At 73.6% G+C, this 20957-nt stretch carries 24 protein-coding genes and 2 tRNA genes; 12 read left to right on the forward strand and 14 right to left on the reverse strand.

All coding sequences use genetic code 11. The features are described 5' to 3' along the window. Positions 1–38: 38 nt before the first annotated feature. Both BLU42_RS18285 and BLU42_RS18290 read left to right on the forward strand, forming a co-directional pair. A complete protein-coding gene (locus tag BLU42_RS18285) occupies positions 39–248 on the forward strand; it encodes a hypothetical protein (protein WP_091077798.1) in 210 nt (69 codons plus the stop codon). A 27-nt stretch (positions 249–275) separates the two neighbouring features. Further along, positions 276–755: an ANTAR domain-containing protein gene (locus tag BLU42_RS18290; protein WP_091077802.1), complete on the forward strand. Its 480-nt coding sequence runs from the start codon at positions 276–278 to the stop codon at positions 753–755. Here the strand turns inward: BLU42_RS18290 and BLU42_RS18295 are convergent. Beyond that, positions 746–1138: an MmcQ/YjbR family DNA-binding protein gene (locus BLU42_RS18295; RefSeq protein WP_091077805.1), complete on the reverse strand. Its 393-nt coding sequence runs from the start codon at positions 1136–1138 to the stop codon at positions 746–748. The genes BLU42_RS18290 and BLU42_RS18295 overlap by 10 nt on opposite strands. Positions 1139–1252: 114 nt before the next feature. Between BLU42_RS18295 and BLU42_RS18300 the strand changes: the two genes are divergently transcribed. After that, positions 1253–1343 (forward strand) — tRNA-Ser (locus tag BLU42_RS18300). A 65-nt stretch (positions 1344–1408) separates the two neighbouring features. Here BLU42_RS18300 and BLU42_RS18305 read toward each other — a convergent pair. The 4 genes from BLU42_RS18305 to BLU42_RS18320 all read right to left on the reverse strand — a co-directional run bounded on the left by BLU42_RS18305 (position 1409) and on the right by BLU42_RS18320 (position 6437). Then, on the reverse strand, positions 1409–3394 hold the full coding sequence (locus tag BLU42_RS18305; protein ID WP_091077809.1) for an APC family permease: 1986 nt from the start codon (positions 3392–3394) through the stop codon (positions 1409–1411). Positions 3395–3525: 131 nt separating this feature from the next. After that, entirely contained in the window at positions 3526–3756 is a 231-nt protein-coding gene (locus BLU42_RS18310) for a hypothetical protein (RefSeq protein ID WP_091077812.1), read from the reverse strand. An 8-nt stretch (positions 3757–3764) separates the two neighbouring features. Beyond that, the gene (locus tag BLU42_RS18315) at positions 3765–5018 is read right to left on the reverse strand and encodes an inorganic phosphate transporter (RefSeq protein ID WP_091080958.1); all 1254 of its coding nucleotides are present in this window, start codon (positions 5016–5018) and stop codon (positions 3765–3767) included. 132 nt (positions 5019–5150) lie between these two features. Further along, positions 5151–6437: an arylsulfotransferase family protein gene (locus BLU42_RS18320; RefSeq protein ID WP_157720084.1), complete on the reverse strand. Its 1287-nt coding sequence runs from the start codon at positions 6435–6437 to the stop codon at positions 5151–5153. A 64-nt stretch (positions 6438–6501) separates the two neighbouring features. Between BLU42_RS18320 and BLU42_RS18325 the strand changes: the two genes are divergently transcribed. The 4 genes from BLU42_RS18325 (at position 6502) to BLU42_RS18340 (ending at position 9957) form a co-directional block, all read left to right on the forward strand. Beyond that, complete coding sequence (locus BLU42_RS18325; RefSeq protein ID WP_231918283.1) at positions 6502–7575, forward strand: zinc-dependent alcohol dehydrogenase family protein; 1074 nt, start codon at positions 6502–6504, stop codon at positions 7573–7575. A gap of 90 nt (positions 7576–7665) precedes the next feature. Then, positions 7666–7738, forward strand: a tRNA-Arg gene (locus BLU42_RS18330). Positions 7739–8093: 355 nt separating this feature from the next. Next, on the forward strand, positions 8094–8717 hold the full coding sequence (locus BLU42_RS18335) for a hypothetical protein (RefSeq protein ID WP_091077818.1): 624 nt from the start codon (positions 8094–8096) through the stop codon (positions 8715–8717). 289 nt (positions 8718–9006) lie between these two features. Continuing rightward, positions 9007–9957 carry an alpha/beta hydrolase gene (locus BLU42_RS18340; protein WP_091077822.1) on the forward strand — a complete coding sequence of 317 codons (951 nt, stop codon included), beginning with the start codon at positions 9007–9009 and terminating at the stop codon, positions 9955–9957. Here BLU42_RS18340 and BLU42_RS18345 read toward each other — a convergent pair. Then, entirely contained in the window at positions 9902–10441 is a 540-nt protein-coding gene (locus tag BLU42_RS18345) for an Lrp/AsnC family transcriptional regulator (protein WP_091077826.1), read from the reverse strand. The two genes, BLU42_RS18340 and BLU42_RS18345, sit on opposite strands and share 56 nt — an antisense overlap. A 69-nt stretch (positions 10442–10510) precedes the next feature. On the opposite strand from BLU42_RS18345, the gene BLU42_RS18350 reads away from it, so the two are divergent. Continuing rightward, positions 10511–11008, forward strand: a complete 498-nt coding sequence (locus tag BLU42_RS18350) for a DUF2000 domain-containing protein (protein ID WP_091077829.1) — start codon at positions 10511–10513, stop codon at positions 11006–11008. 103 nt (positions 11009–11111) lie between these two features. On the opposite strand, the gene BLU42_RS18355 is transcribed toward BLU42_RS18350, so the two are convergent. The 6 genes from BLU42_RS18355 to BLU42_RS18380 form a co-directional block, all read right to left on the reverse strand. Beyond that, the gene (locus BLU42_RS18355) at positions 11112–11783 is read right to left on the reverse strand and encodes a hypothetical protein (protein WP_197680506.1); all 672 of its coding nucleotides are present in this window, start codon (positions 11781–11783) and stop codon (positions 11112–11114) included. A 128-nt stretch (positions 11784–11911) separates the two neighbouring features. Further along, positions 11912–12574 (reverse strand): DUF3618 domain-containing protein, encoded by a 663-nt coding sequence (locus BLU42_RS18360; protein ID WP_091077832.1) that lies wholly within the window; start codon positions 12572–12574, stop codon positions 11912–11914. After that, positions 12571–12990, reverse strand: coding sequence for a phage holin family protein (locus BLU42_RS18365; RefSeq protein ID WP_091077836.1), 420 nt, complete (start codon positions 12988–12990; stop codon positions 12571–12573). Before BLU42_RS18365 ends, BLU42_RS18360 begins: the two co-directional genes overlap by 4 nt. Beyond that, a complete protein-coding gene (locus tag BLU42_RS18370; RefSeq protein WP_091077840.1) occupies positions 12987–13907 on the reverse strand; it encodes a hypothetical protein in 921 nt (306 codons plus the stop codon). The genes BLU42_RS18365 and BLU42_RS18370 overlap by 4 nt, the downstream gene beginning before the upstream one ends. Continuing rightward, positions 13904–14407, reverse strand: coding sequence for a YsnF/AvaK domain-containing protein (locus BLU42_RS18375; protein ID WP_157720085.1), 504 nt, complete (start codon positions 14405–14407; stop codon positions 13904–13906). The genes BLU42_RS18370 and BLU42_RS18375 overlap by 4 nt, the downstream gene beginning before the upstream one ends. 8 nt (positions 14408–14415) lie before the next feature. Next, entirely contained in the window at positions 14416–15285 is an 870-nt protein-coding gene (locus BLU42_RS18380) for a YsnF/AvaK domain-containing protein (protein WP_091077846.1), read from the reverse strand. A gap of 202 nt (positions 15286–15487) precedes the next feature. Between BLU42_RS18380 and BLU42_RS18385 the strand changes: the two genes are divergently transcribed. Further along, entirely contained in the window at positions 15488–16204 is a 717-nt protein-coding gene (locus tag BLU42_RS18385) for a TetR/AcrR family transcriptional regulator C-terminal domain-containing protein (protein WP_197680507.1), read from the forward strand. A 526-nt stretch (positions 16205–16730) separates the two neighbouring features. Here BLU42_RS18385 and BLU42_RS18395 read toward each other — a convergent pair. After that, positions 16731–16967, reverse strand: coding sequence for a hypothetical protein (locus BLU42_RS18395; protein WP_091077852.1), 237 nt, complete (start codon positions 16965–16967; stop codon positions 16731–16733). 184 nt (positions 16968–17151) lie between these two features. Between BLU42_RS18395 and BLU42_RS18400 the strand changes: the two genes are divergently transcribed. The 3 genes from BLU42_RS18400 to BLU42_RS18410 are packed head-to-tail and all read left to right on the forward strand — an operon-like array spanning position 17152 to position 19274. Next, positions 17152–17796 (forward strand): DUF805 domain-containing protein, encoded by a 645-nt coding sequence (locus BLU42_RS18400; protein WP_231918285.1) that lies wholly within the window; start codon positions 17152–17154, stop codon positions 17794–17796. A 16-nt stretch (positions 17797–17812) separates the two neighbouring features. Beyond that, positions 17813–18031 carry a DUF2630 family protein gene (locus tag BLU42_RS18405; RefSeq protein ID WP_091077855.1) on the forward strand — a complete coding sequence of 73 codons (219 nt, stop codon included), beginning with the start codon at positions 17813–17815 and terminating at the stop codon, positions 18029–18031. 16 nt (positions 18032–18047) lie between these two features. Next, the gene (locus tag BLU42_RS18410; protein ID WP_231918287.1) at positions 18048–19274 is read left to right on the forward strand and encodes a cysteine desulfurase-like protein; all 1227 of its coding nucleotides are present in this window, start codon (positions 18048–18050) and stop codon (positions 19272–19274) included. On the opposite strand, the gene BLU42_RS18415 is transcribed toward BLU42_RS18410, so the two are convergent. Continuing rightward, entirely contained in the window at positions 19214–20893 is a 1680-nt protein-coding gene (locus BLU42_RS18415) for an FAD-dependent oxidoreductase (RefSeq protein WP_091077858.1), read from the reverse strand. The two genes, BLU42_RS18410 and BLU42_RS18415, sit on opposite strands and share 61 nt — an antisense overlap. Positions 20894–20957 lie beyond the last annotated feature (64 nt).

Genomic DNA, 20957 nt, shown 5'->3' on the forward strand with positions numbered 1-20957 from the left:
TGGAGTGGTCCGGACGAGCGACGACGAAGGGTGGGCAGATGGAGATCTCCGACGTCCTCGGCCTCCTCGAGGCGGTCCGCCGCCTCGAGGACCCGGAGCGGGTCGCCGCGTACGCCGTCGACCACCTGCGTGAGCGGACGGGCGCCCGCTTCGCCGAGGTGGTGGTGAGCGGGCCGGGTCGCGGCCTCACCGTGCTCGCCACGGCGGACGCCGGCACGACGGAGGAGCTGATGCGCATCCGGGCCTAGGTCGAGGCCCCACCCCGCCCGGACCTGGTGACGGCGGGCTCGGTCGTCGTCGTCGACGACCTGGCGGTCGCCTCGCCCTGGGACGAGTTCGCGGCGCTCGCCGTCCGGCGGACGGCGGTGCGCTCGGCCGTCCTGCCGTACCTCGCGGCCGGGACGAGGACGGGCGTGGTCGTGCCGGTCTCCGACGACCGCCCGGGCTGGTTCACCCCGGAGCGCCAGGCGTACGTGCGCCTGGTCGGGGGCCTCACCGCCCAGGCCCTCGGGGCCCTCGCCGACGCCGAGTCGATGCTCCACCTCACCGAGGGTCTCGAGGGCCGGGCCCGGGTGGGCACGGCCGTCGGGGTGCTCGTCGGCCGACGGGGACTCGAGCCGGACGAGGCCTTCGCGCTGCTGCGCACCCGCAGCCAGCACACCGGCGTGCGGCTGCGGGACCTGGCCGAACAGGTCCTCGTGGACGGCGACCTCGAGGACCCCGCACCGGGGTCGGGCCGCGGTCCTCAGGCCTGACGGCTGCGCAGCAGCTCCTCGCGCAACCGTGCCGGCGCCCGGTCCAGCCACGCGTCGGTGATGACCTCGGTCAGCTCGTCGAGACCGATCGCCTCGAGCCGGACCAGGACGGCCGGCCAGCCGTCGAAGTGGGGGACGGTGAAGAACACGTCCGGCTCGGCGGCGAGGAGCGCCTCCTTCTCGCCCTCGTCGGCCACCCGGACGCCGAGGACCTCCCCGGTCGGCGCGGCGTCGCCGAGGGCGGCGAGGTCGGCCCTGCGCAGCGGCCGCTCCCACGCGAAGCCCCGGTCGCGGACCCGCCAGTGGAGCGAGCCCCACGAGACCTTCTCGCTCGTCGCGGGCAGCGCGAGCGCGATGCGCCGGGCGTCCTCCAGCGTGGCCACGCTCCGAGCGTCCCACGCCCGGCCATCGACTTGGACGCGGACCGACGGCATGGGTAGGGTGACCGGGCGCTTCGAGAGGCCAGGGCGGCGACGCCGTGGTCACGAGCTGCGCTTGGAGGTGTCGCCTAGTCCGGTCTATGGCGCCCGCCTGCTAAGCGGGTTTGGGGCAAAAACCCCATCGCGAGTTCAAATCTCGCCACCTCCGCCGTTCCTCCAGCGGCGACGGCCCGACCCCGAGGGGTCGGGCCTCTTCCGTGTCCGGCCCGTGCGTCAGGCCGTGTGCACGTAGGGCCGCTTGGAGCGGTCCGGCTCGGCCCGGCGCAGCACCTCACGCGTGGTCGGGGCGACCTCGCCGACGCCGAGGATGAGGAACCGGGCCAGGTTGGCCACCGGGTTGCCCTCGGTCCACTCCACGTAGAGGTGCGGGCGACGCTTGGTCTCGTCGCGCACGTGCAGCAGCAGCGCGCCCAGGGCGTTGGGCACGTTGGTGCCCTCCATGGTGAGCACCCGGTAGTGGCCGTGCATGACGTGGCCCTGCACGTCGAGACGGCTCGCGAAGCCGGACGGGTCGGTCACCGTGATCTCGACGAAGATGATGTCGTCGTCCTCGTCGAGGCCGTAGTCGCGGAGCGAGTCGCGCCGCTTCTCCTGGTACTCCGCGGCGTCGCGGGCGTTCGGCTCGTTCGCGACGAGCCGGATCGTGCGCCGGGCGGCGTCGCGCAGGAAGAGCTGCGCGGTCCGGTCGAGCACGACCTCGGTGGCCCGCAGCTCGAAGGAGCGCCGGACGCGCGAGACGACCGAGACCGCGACGATGCCGAGGATGAAGAGCCCCGAGATCACGATGCCGTCGGGCTTCTCGACGACGTTGGCCACCAGGGCGTAGAGCAGCACGACGGTGAGGACGGCGAAGCCGACGGTCGCACGACGAGCCCCGCGGCGGCGGGCGCTGATCGTCACCGCGAAGGCGCCCGAGAACATCATCACGAGGATGCCGGTCGCGTACGCCCCGGCCTGCGCGTTGACGTCGGCGCGGAAGGCGAGGGTGACGACGATCGAGAGGACCGTGTAGACGACGACCACCGGCCGCACGGCCTTGCCCCAGTCCGGCGCCATCCCGTACGCGGGCAGGTAGCGCGGCACGATGTTGATCAGCCCGGCCATGGCCGAGGCGCCGGCGAACCACAGGATGAGCACGCTGCTGAGGTCGTAGACGGTGCCGAACGCCTCGCCCATCAGCCCGTGCGCCAGGTAGGCGATCGCGCGGCCGTTGGCGGGTCCGCCGTCGACGAAGGCGGCCGGCGGGATGAGCAGCGTCGTGATCAGGCTGGTGGCGACCAGGTAGACCGACATGATGGCCGCGGCCGTGGTGAGCAGGAAGCGCGTGTTGCGCACCCGGCTGCGCATCCGCTGCTCCGGGGTCGCGCCGTCGGCCTTGATCAGCGGCATCATGCTGACGCCGGTCTCGAAGCCCGACAGGCCGAGCACGAGCAGCGGGAAGGCGATGACCGCGGTGGTGATCAGCCCGCCCGGGCCCGAGGTCTGGGCCTCGAGCGCGGCGGTCCAGCCGTTGATCACCTCGGGCTGCCGCACGATCTGGACGATGCCCGCGACCACAACGGCCGCGTTCAGGGCCAGGAAGGCCCCGACCAGCGGGATCGCGACGACCACGGCCTCGTTGAAGCCGAGCAGGAAGACGAAGCCGAGGATGAGCAGCAGCACGACCGTGATCAGCACGTTCTTGCCGTGGAACGCCTCGGGCGTGTACGGGTTCTCGATGAGGTGCACCGACGCGTCGGCCGCGGACAGCGTGATGGTGACCAGCCACGACGTCACGACGAAGCCGAGCAGCACGAGCACGAAGACCTTGCCGCGCCAGAAGGGCAGCAGCCGCTCGAGCATGGCCACCGAGCCCTGGCCGTGCGGGCTCTCCTTCGCGACCCGGCGGTACATCGGCAGCATGCCGAGCAGGGTCAGCGCGACGATCAGCAGCGTCGCCACGGGGGACAGCGCCCCGGCGGCGAGGGCGGCGATGCCGGGCAGGTAGGACAGCGTCGAGAAGTAGTCGACGCCGGTCAGGCACATGACCTTCCACCACGACTGGGTGGAGTGCTGCTGGGCCTCGGCGGATCCCGGCCCGGCGGGCTGGACCTGGTTGGCCAGCATCCAGCGCTGGAGCCCGCTGCGGACCAGCGGCCCCAGGGGAGGCTGGTCGTCGTCGACGGCTCCCGGGCCGGAGGGCGTACGCGTCTGGCTCAACGGGTGGTTCTCATCTGGGGGGCGCCTCCGCGCTCTCAACGCAACGGGGACGACGGTGGTCGGCCCCGGCGCAGCATACGAGCCCCTCGGTCACCGGCGGCGTGCGTCACGGGTGTGGGCCCGGGAGGAGCTCAGTGGAACTGGGGGACGATCAGCCAGATCCCGAAGAGCACGAGCAGCCCAGCCAGGCCGAGCAGCGAGTAGCCGCCGGCCAGCACGGCGCCCGAGCCCCCGCCGCGCTGCTGGCGCAGGCGGGCGGCCGACACCGCGCGGATGCCGGAGGCGAGCAGCACGGTGAACAGCACCGACATCACGATCGAGACGACGGCGACGGTGCCGAGGGCGGCCCAGTCGATCTTCATGGCGCTCCTCAGACCCCGCTCTTGATCTTCTTCGGCTTCTTCTTGGCCTTGCCGCCCGCGCGGCCGGACCCCTTGGCCGGGGCCAGCCGCGGGTCCTCCGGGTAGGTGCTCGGCGTCGCGCTGGCCAGCACCATCACCTCGCGGCTGTCGGTGACGTTGTGGCTGGTCACCTGGTTGCGGCGGGAGACGACCCAGATGACGACGCACACCGCGGCGAGCAGCACGAGCAGGACGACCGGTCCGACGGCGCCCCTCTCGGCGAGCAGCGCGGCGAGGCCGCCGATGATCGCCGCACCGGGCAGGGTCAGCAGCCAGGCGACGACGAGCTTGCGGGCCATGCCCCAGCGGACCTCGCCGCCGTCACGGCCGACCCCGGATCCGAGGATCGCGCCGGTGGCGACGTGGGTGGTCGAGAGGCCGAAGCCGAGGTGGGAGGACGCCAGGATCGTGGCGGTGGTGGCGGCCCCGGAGGTCGCGCCCTGCGGCGTGTCGATGTCGACGATGCCCTTGCCCAGGGTGCGCATGATGCGCCAGCCGCCGGAGTAGGTGCCGAGGCCGATGGCGACGCCCGCGGCCAGGATGACCCACCAGTGGGGCCCGGTGCCGACGGCCTGGAAGCCGCCCGCGATCAGCACGAGGGTGATGACGCCCATCGTCTTCTGGCCGTCCGAGGTGCCGTGGGCCAGGGCGACCAGGGAGGCGGTGAAGGCCTGCGCGTACTTGAAGCCGGTGTTGGTCCGCCCGCTCGGCGTACGCCGGGTGATGCGGTAGGCGATCTTGGTCGACACCGCCGCCGCGAGGCCCGCGACCAGCGGCGCCATGACCGCGGGGAGCAGCACCTTGGACACCACGACCCAGCCGTGCACCGAGCTGAGCCCGGCGCCCACGACGACCGCGCCGATCAGGCCCCCGAAGAGCGCGTGCGACGAGCTCGAGGGGATGCCGAAGAGCCAGGTGAGCAGGTTCCACACGATGGCCCCGACGAGGCCGGCGAGCACCATCGAGGGGTTCACGAGCCGCTCGTCGAAGAAGCCGCCGGAGATCGTCTTGGCCACCTCGGTGGAGAGGCAGGCCCCGACGACGTTCAGGACGGCGGCGATGATCACGGCCTTGCGCGCGGTGAGGGCGCCGGTGGCGATCGGGCCGGCCATGGCGTTGGCGCTGTCGTGGAAGCCGTTGGTGAAGTCGAAGATCAACGCCACGAGGACGACGGCGATCACGATGAACAGCAGCGACACGTCGCTCCTCGTCCGCAGGGCCATGGCGAGGTGCGGTGTGACCACCCCGTGACGACGCCCGTCACAGAGTGCGACCGTCAGGTGAACGATAGGTGAATCGGAGGGGTTGTCAAAGAGGCCCCGGACGAGGAGGACCGGGTGTCCCGGGGTCCATGATCATCTCCAGACCTGGCGGAAGGCCCGGTAGCTGACGTCCGGCAGGGTCGCGTCGAAGAGCAGCGTGCCGTCCTCCGCGAACTCCGAGATCCGCTGCGCCGTGCCCCACCCGACGAACAGGTTGCCGTTGTCCAGCCGCTGGGCGTTGCCCATCGCGAGCGCGCTGATCTTGGCCGGGTGGACGAGCCGGCGGACCAGCCGGGCCTCGCGACCGGCCTCGTCCAGGGAGAACCAGAGCACCTGGCTCTCGTCGGTCACCTCCTGCTCGCCGTCGCTGCCGTTGTCGAAGAGCCGCAGCGTCGTCGGGTCCTCGAACTGCGCGTCGTGCTGCCAGGCGAACCTGGCCGACCCGGGCAGGTCGAAGTCGCTCCGCTTGCCGCCGAGGCGCCACCGGACGGCACCGGTCGCGAGGTCGACCTTGTAGACCGCCCAGGTGTGCCGGGCGGAGATGATCACGTTCCCGTCGGGCGTCGGGGCGACCGAGTTGATGTGGAAGTAGTCGTACGGCTCGGTCGGGTCCTTCGGCACCCCGGCGTGGCTCTCGGTGACCGGCACGTGGTCGAGCGACTCCCAGTGGTGGAGCACCTCCCCGGTCGCGAGGTCCACCTCCTCGAAGACACCGTTCATGATCAGACCGTCCTTCGGACCCTTGACGGCGCGGAGGTCCGTCCGCGTCCGGACGTAGCTGACGATGTACGCGGTCCCGCGCGGGGTGATCACGAACTCGTGCTCGTCGGGGCTCACGTCGCCGTGCTTCTGCACCCGCGCGACGACGTTGTGGGCCACGTCCTCGATGACCGTCTGCCCGTCGGCGTACGCCGCGAGGCCCGTCGAGTGCGACTCCCACCAGGTGATGACCGGGCGGCCCTGGTAGGTCTGCAGCCGCATGTTGGCGTACGACCTCGCCCCGGCCGAGGTCCACAGGGCGGTGCCCCGGTTGTCGGCGATCAGGGTGGCGGCGGTCTCGCCCATGTCGGTGAGGAAGACGTCGCCGGCCGCCTGGCCCGGCTCGTCGACGAGGACGGTGAAGACCGCAGGGGCGGCCGACGTGGCCTGCGCCGCGGCGGCCACGGCCTGCACGCGGCGGCGCTCGTGGGTGCGCCCGACCGCGTAGCCCGCGACGCTGCTCCCGCCCGCGACACCCAGGGCGCCGGCCCCGGCCAGCGCGAGGACCCGGCGGCGCGAGACCCGCCGCCCGTGCTCCGGCGGCCGGCCGGTCGGCTCGTCCGTGGTGCGCTCCTGGGCGGTCTGCTCCTGCTCCGGCTGACCGGTCTGCTGCTCGTCCATCTCGTCCACCCTGGGCCGCGCCCCTGTGGCACGGCTGTGTCCTCGCCGTGCGTACCTTCTCCGTGTGACCACGTCCTACCCGCAACCGTCCGTCGGCACCGTGACCGTCCGGGCCGTGGTCTACGACGTGGTCGGCGGGCCCCTGGAGGTGCGGGACGTGGCGGCGCCGGTCTGCCCGGCCGACGGCGTGGTGGTGGACGTGGCGGCCACCGGCGTGTGCCGCTCCGACTGGCACGCCTGGCGCGGGCACGACCCCGTGCCCCTGCCGCACACGCCGGGCCACGAGTGGGCTGGCGTGGTCGCCGAGGTCGGGGCGGAGGTGACGGGCTTCGCCGTGGGGGACCGCGTCACCGCGCCCTTCGTCCTCGGGTGCGGGCGCTGCGACTGGTGCCGCGCGGGTGCGGCCAACGTGTGCCCGGACCAGCAGCAGCCGGGCTTCACCTACGCCGGGTCCTTCGCCGAGCAGGTGGTCGTCCATGCGGCGACCACCAACCTCGTACGCCTCCCCGACTCCGTCGACCTGGTCGCCGCGGCCGCGCTGGGCTGCCGCTTCGCCACCGCGTTCCGCGCGCTGACCGGTGTGGCCGACGTCCAGCCGGGGGAGTGGGTGGCGGTCTTCGGGTGCGGCGGCGTCGGGCTGTCCGCGGTGATGATCGCGAGCGCCCTGGGCGCCCGGGTGGTCGCGGTCGACGTCTCCCCCGTCGCGCGGCAGCGCGCGCTCGAGCTGGGCGCGTCCGCCGCCGTGGAGGCCGAGGGTGCGGCGGAGGCCGTGCAGGAGGTGACCGGGGGCGGCGCGCACGTCGGCGTCGACGCCCTCGGGGCGCCGGCGACGATGGCGGCCTCGGTCGCGAGCCTGCGCCGCCACGGGCGCCACGTCCAGGTCGGCCTGCTGCTCGCCGAGGCCGCCGGTGCCCCCGTGCCGTGGGACCTCGTGGTCGGGCGCGAGCTCCGCCTGCTCGGCTCGCACGGCATGGCCGCGGTCGACTACCCGCCGATGCTGGCGATGGTGGCCGACGGCCGGCTCGACGTGGCCCGGCTGGTCGGGAGCCGCATCGACCTGGACGAGGCCGGGCCGGCGCTGGCCGCCATGGACGACCCCACGATCGCGGGCGGTGGGATGACGATCGTCGAGCCGTGACCGACGTCGCGCTGTCCACGACGGAACGCGGTTCGCGTCCAGGGCCGTAGACCGCTAGACTCAACCCTCGTTGTCGGCGTGATCCGACAGGCACCCGTAGCTCAACGGATAGAGCATCTGACTACGGATCAGAAGGTTGGGAGTTCGAGTCTCTCCGGGTGCGCACCAGCTCGACGAAGCCCCTCCCGCCCTCGGCGGGCGGGGCTTCTTCCGTCTCGGGGCCCGCGTCCGGCCTCTGTGCTCGGCGACGTGACGTGGTCCTGCCCCCGCGCCCTGGCGCCTCTCGCGGTCGTGCGCACCGCTCCCTCCGCGCTACCTCAGGACCTGCTCCTGAGCCGTTCTTGAGGCGACATGGTTGAGCAGTCAATCTTTTGATGCTCTTGAGGAAACGTTGTCAGTCGGGCTGAGGGCGCGTGGAGGTCGGCTGGGCAGAGTTCTTCTCACCAGCCCAGAGGGCCGGGGAGCAAGCGGGGGCTGGCTCGAAGGACACCACGACGACACCTCGCCAGGAGCCCCCCATGAACACCACCGCCGCCCGCCGCCCGTCGCGCAAGGTCGCCACGATCGTCAGCCTCGTCGCCGTCCCGGTCGCCCTCGCCGCCTCCGGCCTCGTCGTGGCCCAGTCCTCCTACTCCGCGTACTCGGCCACCACCGCGAACCCGACGAGCAACTGGGCCACCGGCACCGTCGCCCTCAGCGACGACGACAACAACACCGCCGCCTTCACGGCCTCCAACCTCAAGCCCGGCTCCACCGGCAGCCGCTGCATCGTGGTGTCCTCCACCGGCTCGCTGCCCTCGGCGGTCAAGCTCTACGGCACCGGCGCGGCCACCACCAAGGCCCTCGCGAGCGACATCAACCTGACGATCACGCAGGGCACCGGCGGCTCGTTCGGCGACTGCACCGGCTACACCCCGCTCACGAACGGCTCGGCCGTCTACAGCGGCACCCTCGCCGCCTTCGGCTCCAGCGCCACGAGCTTCTCCAACGGCGTCGGCTCCTGGACCCCGGCCAGCGCGAGCGTGACCAAGCCGGAGACCCGCACCTTCCAGCTCACCTACACCGTGAACCCGAACACCACGAACGACACCCAGGGCGGCACCGCCGCGATCGGCTTCACCTGGGAGGCCCAGAACAGCTGAGCCCGGCCCGGTCCGAGCCAGAGACGTCCCGTCGGGGGAAGCGTCCCGCTCGGACGGCTGAGAGGAAGGGCGCGCGCTGGTCGGGGGAACGCGCGCCGAGGGGGACCGCAGGTCGTCGGGGGACGACCGTCGCGAACGAGGGCCCACGCCAGCGCCACCGCGCGGCGTGGGCCCTCGTGCGTCACCCCGGTCCTGCCGGTCCGGCCCTGGGCGCGGTGGCGCCGCTCGCGTCGGACACCATGGGGCCAGGCGACGGCGCCCCGGCCGCCGCCCAGCCGGAGGAGTGCCCGTGTCGCAGCGTGACCTGATCGACCCCGAGTCCCGTGGCGTGCTCGAGGAGCTCCTCGAGCGCGTGCCCGGCGGCTTCAACGCCATCCCCGACATCGCGGAGCGGCGCGCGGTCTCGGCGTCGATGCGCGTACAGCCCGAGGTGGCCGCCGACGCGCGGGTGACCAAGGAGGACCGGACGGTCGCCGGGCCCGCGGGTCAGCCGGACATCGGCGTCCGCGTCTACCGCCCGAGCGCGGTCGACGGGACCCTGCCCGGGATCTACGTCATCCACGGCGGCGGGATGATCATGGGCGACGTCGAGGGCGAGGACCCGACCGCGACCGTGCTCTGCGACGAGCTCCAGGCCGTGGTCGTCTCGGTCGAGTACCGGCTGGCCCCCGAGCACCCCTACCCGGCCGGTCCGGAGGACTGCTACGCCGGGCTGCTCTGGACGGCGGCCCACGCCGAGGAGCTCGGCCTCGACCTCGACCGGCTCGCGGTCTACGGCGGGAGCGCGGGCGGCGGGCTCGCGCTGGCCACCGCGCTGCTGGCGCGGGACCGGCAGGGCCCGGCGATCCGCTTCCTGATGCCGCTCTACCCGATGGTCGACGACCGCAACGAGACCCCGTCGAGCCACGCGGTCACCGAGGTCGGCGTCTGGGACCGCGCGGGCAACGTCGAGGCGTGGGCCTGGTACCTCGGCGGGCGGGAGGCCGACCAGTACGCCGCACCCGCGCGGGCCGCCGACCTCTCGGGGCTGCCCCCGACCTACATCGACGTCGGCACCGTCGACCTCTTCCTCGACGAGGACCTCGAGCTCGCTTCTCGTCTCCTCCAGGCCGGGGTGCCCACCGAGCTCCACGTCTTCCCGGGCAGCTACCACGCCTCCGAGAAGATGGCGCCCGACGCCGCCCTCAGCCGGCGGATCTGGGCGACGCGCCTCGACGCCCTCCGCCGCGCCCTGGCCTGACCGTCCCGGGTCGTCCCGCCGCCGGCAGCGGCAGGGTGACCCGCGTGCGCAGGTGCTCGTAGACGACCGAGGTGCGGACGTCGGCGACCTCGGGCCGCTCGGTCAGGCGGTCGATCACGAACGCGTACAGCGCCTGGTTGTCGGGCACGGCCAGGTGCAGCAGGAAGTCCTCCGCACCGCTGGTGACGAAGACCCCGACGACCTCGGGGAGCCCGGCGGCCCAGGTGCGGAACCCCTCGATCCGCTCGCGCGACGGCGGGCGCACGCGGACGGCGACGAGCGCCTGCACCGTTCGGCCGAGGGCGTCGAGGTCGACGTCCAGCGTCGCGCCGCGGATCACCCCGCGGTCGCGGAGCGCGCGGGTGCGGTCGAGCGCGGTCGTCGGTGCGACGCCCACCGCGGCCGCCACGTCGCGGTTGGTCCTCCGTGCGTCGACCTGCAGCTCGCGCAGGATGGCCGTGTCAAGTTCGTCGAACTGCGGCATCCGTGCACCCTAGCCGTACGAACGACGGCGCCGGTGGTGCCGAACCGCTCACTCGTTCAGACTCGGAGCATGAGCGACGTACGGACGACGGACCCGGCAGACGAGCGGGCGGAGGGGGTCGGGTTCGCCCCGGAGGAGGTCCGGATCGAGGAGCCGACGCGGTCGGCGCGCCTGAAGTGGGTCGTGCTGGTGGACGCCGGGCTGCCGGCCGGCCTGGCGGTCAACGCCGCGGTGTGCGTCGCGGGGGCCACGACGGCCGGGGTGACCGGCCTGCTCGGGCCCGACGCCGTGGACGCCGCCGGCTCCGCCCACCCGGGCCTGCCGTGGGCGGGCTGCTCGGTCCTGGCGGCCACGCCCGAGCAGCTCGTGACGGTCCGGGCCAAGGCTGCGGCGGCGGAGGGCGTGTTCGTCGCAGACATGCCCGAGGCGGCGCAGAGCACCCGGGTCTACCGCGAGTACCTCGACCAGGTGGGGGAGACCGACGACCTCCGCTACCTCGCCGTCAGCGTGGTCGGGCCGCGCAACCGCGTCGACAAGCTCGTCGGTCGGCTGCCGCTGCTCGGCTAGGACCCGGCGCACGAGGCACCCGTGATGCCGCGAGGCACCCCCCGCAGGAGGTGCCTCGTCGTGCTCGGGGTGCCCGGCCGGGCCGGACCGGGTGGGATCGTGCCTAGACCTCGTCGTCGAACGTCGCCCGGTCGACGCGGCGGTGGTAGCGCATGCCGGCGAGCCCGCCGAGGATCGCGCCGACGAGCGCGACCACGGCGACCGCGACGATGCTGATGACCGCACCCGTGGTCGCCGTGGTGCCGCTGACCGGGAGGCTCGGCAGCCCGCTGAGGCGGCTGAGCGCGTTGAACTGGTCGCCGATCACGAAGCCCAGGATGCCGAGCACGACGGCCACGATGACGGCCCACAGCCAGACGCCGACGCCCTGCTTGACCCCGCTGAAACGCGCCATGCGCCCGGCGACGTAGCCCCCGGCGAGGTAGGCGACGAGGACGACGACGAGCAGCACGATCGCGGCGGTCACGCCGAGGGTGGTCGGCGTCGCGCCGGCCTGCTGCGGCGTGAGGCCGGTGTTGAACCCGATGCCGACGCCGACGGCCGCGATCAGGCCGGTGAGGATGACGGCGGTGCCGGTCGCGGTGAGCCAGCCGAAGAAGCAGGCGCCGAACTTCATGGAGCCGAAGCGCTCGCGCTGCTGCCGCAGCAGCTCGCGGTCCGGCGAGCCGCCCGGGGCTGTGGCCGCGGGCGTCGGGGAGCCGGCGGGGCGGCCGGTCGGACGGGGGTCGTCGTAGGAGGGGCCGCGGTCGTCACGCGGCGGCACTGCACTGCTCATGGTCGCTCCGATGGTCGATGGTGCACCGCGACCGAACGTATCGCGGGAGCCGGGGACGGACCGGCCACCACGCCCGTACGGGTCGCGGTGGCCGGTCCGGCTGGCTTCTCCCCAGCAGGGGTGCTGCTCTAGGAGCGGGACTCCTGCACGGCGTCCTTGGACGACGCGGCCTGGCCCTGCACGGCGTCCTTCGACGACGCGGCCTGGTCCTTGACGTCACCGGCGGCCGACTGGCCCTCCGACCTGACGTTCTCGACACCCTCCTGCGCGGTGTCCTTGACCGAGGCGACGGCCTCCTGCGCCGGCTGCTTGAGGTTCTCCGCAGCCTCCTTGGCGACGTCGGTCAGCTGCTGCTTGGCCGGCTCGGCCTTCTCCTTGAGCGCGGACACGGCGTCCTGCTCGCGCTCGGAGGAGGGGATGAGCGCGGAGATCAGCATCCCGGCGCCGAAGGCGATGACGCCGGCGGCGAGGGGGTTGCCCCGCGTCCGGGCCTTGACGTTGCCGGGGGCGCCGGCCACGGCGTCGCGCGCCGAGCCGGTGGCCCCGGCCACCGCGTCGCGGGCGGAGCCCGCGTTGTCGTGCGCCGAGCCGCGCACGTCGTCGGCAGTTCCCATGATCTTGTCCTTCAGGCCGGAGGCGGACCCACGGACGGAGTCCTTGACGTCGTCCACCTTGCGGCGGGCGATGTTCTTGGGGTTGGCCTCGTCGGCCAGCGTGTCCACGTCAGCGCTCAGGCGCGCACGGGTGGCCTCGATGTCGGCGCGAATCTGCTCCGGGTCGTTGGTGCTCATCGGTTTCGCTCCTCCTGGCCCTTCAGGGCGTTGGGTATCTTGCCGACGGTGTCGGCGGTCTGCGGCAGGCCCTTGACCCGGGCCAGCTCCTTCTTGCCGACGAGTGCGAGCACGACGGCGACGATCAGCCAGATCACGGCCACGATCAGCGCGGACCACTGAAGGCCGATGAACTGGCCCAGGCCCCACATGATCGACAGCGACAGGAAGACCAGCAGCAGCAGACCGGCGACGGCAGCACCGGCGAACATGCCGACGCCCTTGCCGGCGTTGGTCGCCGACTGGCTGACCTCGGCCTTGGCGAGCGCCAGCTCCTGGCGCACGAGCGTCGAGAGGTCGCTGCTGACGTCACCGAGCACCTGGCCCAGGGAGCGACGCTCCTCGGCGGGCGGCTGCGGTTCGTAGGAGCTGCTCACCGGACGTCGCCGGGATTCGTGCCGTAGGTCGCGCCGCGGCTGCCGTACGGGTCGGCCAGGCCGCCGCCCTCGACGTAGCCCTGGTCGCCGTAGCCCGGCTGGCCGGCGGCCGGTTGGTCGCCGTAGCCCAGGCCGGGCTCGGTGCCGTAGCCGGTGGTCGTCGGCTGGCCCTGGTAGGCCGGGGCCGCGGCGTAGCCGGGCTGCGCGGCGGTGTACGCGGGCTGGGCGGGCTGGGCGGGAACGGTGTCGGGGTAGGCGACGCCACGCGCGAGCTCCGGCGTCGGGGCCGGGGCTCCCTCGGCGCGGTGCTCGTCGACGGCGCCGCGGGTCAGGCGACCCACGACCACGCCGGCGGCCAGCGCGCTCAGCAGGAAGGCGCCCGGACGGCGGCGCGCGAAGCGGCGCACCTCGTCGAGGACGTCGGCCGGCTCGTGGTTCTCGAGCCAGTGGCCCGCACCGCCGAGGCGGCGGGACAGGTCCTGCACGAGATCGGTCACGGGGCCGGACTCGGGGTTGCCCGAGGCCATGCCACCGAGCTCCTTCGCGTACGAGTGGGCCATCGAGGCCAGGCGGTCCTTCTGCGTGCCGACCTGCGCGCCGGCCTCGCCACGGACCTGGTCGATGAGGTTCGCGGCCTGCGCCTTGGCCTCGCCGACGACGTTGCTCGCCTCGTCCTTGGCGGTGCCGGCGACCTGCTGCGCGGCACCGGCCGCGGTGTCCTTGACCGCGCCGGCCTCGGACTTGGCGGTGTCCGCGGTCGAGCTGGTGCCCGAGCCGCCGACGCCGGTCGCCGTGGCGCCGGTGTCGGCGCCGTAGGTGGGCGTGGGGTCGCCGATGCCGTAGCCCGGCGCGACCGGGGACTGCCCGCCCGGTCCGAACGTCGCGGACCCTGCGTCGCCGTAGGGGTCTGTCGTCATGGGTGTTCCTCCTTGGTTGTGCGGGCGCCGCCGTCTGGTGCGCCCGTCTGCTCCTGCTGCGCGTCGCCCCACGCGCTCCCTGCTGTCGTCGCGGCGCCCGGAGCGTGCTGCTCGACGCCCACCCGCTCGCGCAGGAGGTCGGCCGAGACCACGACGTCCGTCGACACCACCCGGGTGCCTACCCGGATCCGCTCGACCGGAACAACAACGGTCGTCGGCACCAGCTGCTCGGCGTGCAGCACCACCTCGAACAGCTCCTCGTCCTGCTCGGGCAGCGTGCTGTCCCAGGACGGCTCGACGCCGGGCTCGTCACCCGGCAGCTCCTCGACCACCAGCTCCTCGCGCCGCAGCGTGAAGGTGCGGGTGACCTCCTCGGTCACCACCCTCTTCGTCAGGCGGACACGGCCGCGCACCCGGACCGGGAAGGCCACGCGGGCACGCTCCTCGGAGCGCACCACCCAGGGGTCGGTGCGCTCCGAGGACTCGTCGGGGCCGGTCACCGGAGGCGTCAGCGGCGGTCGGCGTCCGTGCCGCGGGTCGTGGTGCCGTCGTCCTCGAGCTCGATGTGCTCCTTGCGGACGTCGGCGGAGACCTGCGTCTCGTCGGTCACCGTCTCGGTGCCGAGCTTGACGCGTTCGACCGCGACGGCCTCCTTCTCGACCACGGGGACCTCCTCGTGGAGGACGACCTCGTGCTCCTCCTCGCTGATGGCCGGACCGTCGTACGCGTCCCCCGCGTTGGCGTCGGTGATCGGTTCGCGCTCGAGGGTGACCTCCTGGTGGCTGACCGGCACCGACTGGGTGACGGTCTCGGTGGTGACGTACTTGCGCAGCCGCGCGCGGCCGGCCTCCCGGGTCTGCGTGCCGACGTCGACGCGCTCCTCGGAGCGCGTCATGGCGTCGTCGGTCGTCGGGCCCGACGTGTCGCGGCCCACGGTGCCGTGCTCGTTCTCCGTGCGGCTGCGGTCGACGTCGTCGGTGCCCGTCACGCCGGCGAGGCCGGTGGTGCCGGTCGTCGTGGCGTCGGTGGTGCCCGTGGTGACGTCGCTGGTGCCGGTCGTGCCGGATCCGAGGCCGTAGTACTCGTAGAGCCGGTCCTCCTCCTCCGGGCTGATCGAGCCGTCGTCGTCGACGCGGGGGGCGCCCTTGATCTGGTCCTCGCCGTAGGAGACGACCAGGTCGTCTCCGCGGACCTCGGCGTCCTGCACCGGCACGAACGACTGCGACGTGCCGAAGAGCCCGGTCTTGACGGTGACCCAGCTCGGCTGGCCGGTGGCGTCGTCGAGGTAGACCTGGCCGATGCCGCCGACCTTCTCCGAGCCCGCGTACACGTGGCCGCGGCCGCTCAGCGCCTGCAGCTGCTCTGTGGTGATGCTCATCTGTGCTCCTCGTCGTCGTGCCCGGCGCCGGCGTCTCCCTGATGGGGACGCTCGTCGTGTCGGGCGCGTCTTGGCTCTGACCGGGTCCGCCACCGGGTCTTGCGGGCCCGATGCGGTCTTACGGTGTAAGCCTCCTCGGAACGTACAGCGTAAGGCGGGTGCCGTGCGGGGCCGGGGGTTGGCGGCGGGGAAGGATGAGGACGTGCCCCCTGAACGCGGTCCCGCCGATGCCCTACCCCAGGGCCGGGGGCTCAACCGCGGGAAGATCGTGGACGCCGCGCTGCGGTTCATCGACGACCGCGGGACGTCGAACCTCTCGATGCGCAACCTCGCGCAGGTGCTCGGCGTGGAGGCGATGTCGCTCTACCGCTACGTCAAGGGGCGCGAGGACCTTCTCGAGGGCGTGGTCGCGCAGCTGCTGTCGGGGGTCACCGCCTCGTTGGACGACCAGCTGAGCGAGCACTGGCAGGGCTTCCTGCAGACGCTCGCCCACGAGATCCGCCGGATCGCCCTCGACCACCCCAACGCGTTCCCGCTCGTGGCCACGCGCCACCCCGCCGCACCGTGGCTGCGGCCGCCCCTGCGCAGCATCGAGCTGGTCGAGACGTTCCTGCGGACCCTGCGCGAGCACGGCATGGACGACGAGCAGGCGGTCGGCGCCTACCGCGCCTTCTCCAGCTTTCTCCTCGGTCAGCTGCTGCTCGAGGCGGCGGCGCGCGGTGCGGCGACGTCGCCGGCGGAGGAGCCGGTCGACGAGGGCGGGGCGTCCATCCCCCGCGAGGACGGGAGCCTCGACCTCAGCGGCAGCCCGGAGGTGCTGCGGCTGCGCCCGCTGCTGAGCGAGGACCACAGCGAGGAGGAGTTCGAGATCTCGCTCGAGACGCTGCTGGACCGTCTCGACACCGAGCTGTCGCAGTAGGGGCGGTCGCCGCGAGAGGTGCGGCCCCGCGGGTCAGCGCCTCCGGGCGGTGATGCGGCGCAGGCCCTGCCGGGCGACGGCGAGCGCGCGGCGTCGTCTCGACAGGCGCAGTGCCCCGGCTGCGCGAGCAGCGGCGGCAGCGCGGCCTTGAAGAGCTGTGGACCGCGGAGCGCGCGGAGGGCCAGCGGCACGGAGGCGATCTCGACGCGGCGGCTGCTCGTCGCGGGCACCTGCCACCAGGGGGCACGGACGCCGTGGCCGAGGCGGAGCAGCGTGCCGGAGGGTCCGGTCAGGCGCACGGTCAGGCCGTGCTCGTCGAGGGAGTCGGCTAGCGGACGGACCAGGGGTCGGGTGCCCGAACCCGCCAGGGACGGGGTGTCGGAGAACTCGACCACGACCTCCGACCCGTCGGCCCGCACCCGCCCCGTCACCGGGGTCGGGTGCGGGTCGCGTGCGGAGCCCGGGACGACCTCGAAGGCGAGGTCGGCGACGATCTTCACGAGACTGTCTTCACCGGGCCCGCGGCTCAGTGCTGGTCGTCGCTGGTGGTGATCTGCAGCGTGCCGTCGAACTTCCACACGGCGCGCGGCGCGTCGGCGCCGGTGTCGCGGGGGACCTCGACGGTCATGTCGATCAGCTTGTAGTTGATCGCGGCGCCGCGCCCGGTCAGGTAGGTCCACATCTCCTTGCCCAGCTGGGTCCAGGACTGCGGCTCGCTCGCCTGGCTCTCGGGGGCCTGGCTCTCGGGGGCCTGCTCGCTCATGGGTTCCTCCTCGTGTCGGGCACGGCAAGGTGCAGTGCTCGGGCTTGTCCACCGTGCTTCGGACGCTGGCGGTCCCCACGGTTGCACCCGCCCGGCAGGTGGGACGGGGCGTCCCGGGCGGGGCGACCGGAGGCGTTGGGTGCGTCTTCCTGCGCGGGACCCTCCGGACCCCTAGCGTGGTGCCGTGTCCAGCGCGTACCCGCCCCAGCCGGAGGGCCAGCAGCCCCAGCAGCCGTACGGCCAGCAGCCCGACCAGCCCTACGGCCAGCAGCCGTACGGCGAGCAGCAGCAGCCGTACGGCCAGCAGCCCTACGGCCAGCCCGCTCCGTACGGGCAGCCGCAGCAGCCCTACGGCCAGGTCGGGGGAGACGTGCCGCTGTCGCAGCCGCTCTACGGCGCGAACATCGGGCAGGCCGTCAAGCGCTTCTGGAAGAAGTACGCGACGTTCAGCGGCCGGGCCAGCCGGAGCGAGTTCTGGTGGTGGATCCTCGTCTACGCCCTCGTCGGCTTCGTGCTGGGAACCATCAACCAGGTCATCGCCGGACCCCAGCCGCAGCCGCCGGTCGGCGCGACCACCGAGGCCGAGTTCACCCAGTACGCCTCCGCGGTCTTCGGCTGGGTCGGTAAGGCCTCGATCGCCGGCTTCGTGTGGCTGCTGGTCAACCTGGTGGGTCTGGTCGCCCTCTCGGCGCGCCGTCTGCACGACACGAACCGGTCCGGCTGGTGGACCTTGTTCTACCTGGTGCCGCTCGTCGGACCGATCGTCCTCATCGTCTTCTGGGCCTCGGCCCCCGTGCCGGAGGGGCAGCGGTACGACGTCGCGGCGTGAGTGTGAGGATCGAGCCGTGAACGACGACGAGATCCTCGCCAAGATCCACGACCTGGTCGCGCAGGAGCGGGACGCCACCAACCACGGCGACCCCGAGCGGCGCCGCCGCGTGGAGGTCGCGCTCGACCAGGCGTGGGACCTCCTGCGCCAGCGCGAGGGGCTGCGCGAGGCCGGGAAGAACCCCGACGACGCGCACGAACGCCCGGCCGGTGAGGTCGAGGGCTACCTCCAGTAGGGACGAGGTCCTCCCCGTGACGCTCGACCCCGTGACCCTCGACGTCGCGCAGCTGCGCGCTGCCTTCCCCGCCCTCGACGGACCGACCGCCTACTTCGACGGGCCGGGCGGCACCCAGACCCCGGCCGTCGTCGGCGAGGCGATCGCCCGTGCCATGACCGGGCCGATGTCCAACCGCGGCTCCGGCTCGGTCTCCCAGCGCAACGCCGACGCCACCGTGCAGGCGTTCCGGGCCGCGTACGCCGACCTGCTCGCCACCCCGGTGGACGGCATCGTCCACGGGCGGAGCGCGACGCAGCTGACGTACGACTTCTCGCGTGCGCTGGCCAAGACCTGGTCCGTCGGCGACAACGTCGTGGTCAGCCGCCTCGACCACGACGCGAACGTGCGCCCCTGGGTCCAGGCCGCGGAGGCCCGCGGAGTCGAGGTCCGCTGGCTCGGGCTCGACCCCGAGACCGCCGAGCTCGACCTCGCCTCGCTCGCCGTGGTCGACGAGCGCACGCGGCTCGTCGCCCTGGCCGGCGCGTCCAACCTGCTCGGCACCATCCCGCCGGTGCGCACGGTCGCCGACCGGGCGCACGAGGTCGGTGCCCTCCTCCACGTGGACGGCGTCCACCTGACCGCGCACCGGCTGCCCGACCCGGGCGCGCTCGGCGCGGACCTCTACGTGTGCTCGCCGTACAAGTTCTTCGGGCCGCACTGCGGCGTGCTCGCCGCCGACCCGGCCCTGCTCGAGACGATCCGGCCCGACAAGCTGGCGCCCTCGACCGATCGGGTCCCCGAACGCTTCGAGCTCGGCACGCTGCCGTACGAGCAGCTCGCCGGGGCGACGGCGGCGGTGGACTTCCTGGCCGACCTGCCCGGCGTCCCGACCTCGACGGGCAGCCGCCGCGAGCGGCTGGCGGTCGGCGCGGAGGCGGTCCACGCCCACGAGACCGGGCTGCGCGAACGGCTCGAGACCGGGCTGGCGGGGTTCGGCGACCGGGTCGTCCTGCACTCCCAGGCGGTCGACCGGACGCCGACGCTCTTCCTGACCTTCCCCGGACGGCGCAGCGCCGACGTGAGCGAGGGTCTCCTCGCCCACGACGTGCTGGCGCCGGCCGGGTCGTTCTACGCGGTCGAGCCCTTCCGGGCCCTCGGCCTCTCCGAGGACGACGGCGGCGTCCGGGTCGGGCTCGCGGCCTACACCGACGCCGAGGAGGTCGACCGGCTGCTCGCCGGACTCGGGGCGCTGCTCGCCTGAGCCGTGCCGGCGCGCTCTGCGGGGGCGAGCCGGCGGGCGACGACGACGCTGTCGTCCATCGTCCCGTGCTCGTCGCCGTGGCTGACCGCGCGCGGCGTGGTCCCCAGGCGGACGAGCTCCCAGTCGCCCTCGCCGAGCCCGAGCGACTCCCAGACCTCCTCGGCCGTGGGGAGGTCCCGCGCATTCTCGTCGAGGTCGCGCCAGGCCCACGGCGGCAGCGTCGCGTGGCCGACGACCAGCAGCGTGCCGCCCGGTGCCACCGCCCGCGTCGCGCGACGCAGCACCTCCGTGCGCGGCAGGCCGCGGGTCGAGTGCAGGTAGTGCGTCGTGACGAGGTCGAACTCGCCGGCCGGGAACGAGCCGGCCAGGTCGTGCTGCTCCACGCGGACGCGGTCGGCGAGACCCTCCTGCGCCGCGGCGTCCTGGGCCTGGGCGACCGCGACGCCGGACGCGTCGACGCCGAGCACGCGCCAGCCCTCACGGGCGAGCCAGAGCACGTCCTCCCCGCGTCCGCAGCCCAGGTCGAGCGCGGTGCCGGGCTCGAGCGCACCGGCGGTGTCGACGAGGGTCGGGTTCGGGGTGCCCCCGTGCCCGTGGTGGTGGGCGTAGCGCTCGTCCCACAGCGCCGCCGTCGCGCGGCGCTCCTCGACCGCGTACGCCGTCTCCTCCTCGATGAGCTGGCCGTTGACGAAGGCACCGGTCATGAGCCCGTTCGCGGCCGAGGTCGAGACCTGGGCCTGCGGCGCCGCGACGTTGCCGGCGGCGTAGAGCCCGGGGACCGAGGTGGCGCCGGTGGGTTCGGTGACGGCGTACGCGCCGAGGACCTGCTCGCCCATGGTGAGGTCGGCGACCTCGACGCCGAGGTCGGCCAGCAGGCCCGAGCGCGCGACGGCCGGCGCCGCGATGGCGAGGTTCTGCAGGGCGACGACCTCGCCGGAGGCGAGCCGCACGCCCGACAACGCGTCGTCGGTCACGAGCACCTCGACGACCTCGCCCTCGACGATGCGGACGCCGCGGGCCTCGAGGCGTTCACGCGTCTCGTCCGGCAGGGCCGGGCCGGTGTGGGTCAGGACGGTGACGTCCTCGCTCAGCTGCCGGAACATCAGCGCCTGGTGGGCGGTCATCGTCGTCGACGACAGGATGCCGATGGCCGTCCCGCGCGCCTCGTAGCCGTGGCAGTAGGGGCAGTGCAGGACGTCGCGGCCCCAGCGCTCGCGCAGGCCCGGGAGGTCCGGCAGCTCGTCGACCAGGCCGGTGGTCACGACGACCCGGCGCGCCTCGACCTGACGGCCGTCGGCCAGGGTGGCGCGGAACCAGGGGCGCAGCGGGTCGGTGCCCAGGCGCTCCAGGGAGGTGACCTCGCCGGAGGTGAAGGCGCCGCCGTACGACTCGAGCGTGCGCCGACCGTCGGCGTAGAGCTGGGTCGGGGAGACGCCCTCCCGGCCGAGGTAGTTGTGCACCCCGGCGGCGGGGGCGTTGCGCGGCCGGCCGGAGTCCACGACGAGGACGGAGCGCAGCGAGCGGGACAGGGCGACCGCGGCGGCGAGGCCGGCGGCGCCGCCGCCGACGACGAGGACGTCGGGCACGTCGGGGCTGGTGGTGGGTGCGTTCGTGCTCATGCGTCGATGGTGCTCGCTCGTTCGCCGTATTGACAACTGCTGTTGCCAGGACGGCAAACTAGGG

Origin of the sequence: Microlunatus sagamiharensis, assembly GCF_900105785.1 — a bacterium.
GTDB classification, from domain to species: domain Bacteria; phylum Actinomycetota; class Actinomycetes; order Propionibacteriales; family Propionibacteriaceae; genus Microlunatus; species Microlunatus sagamiharensis.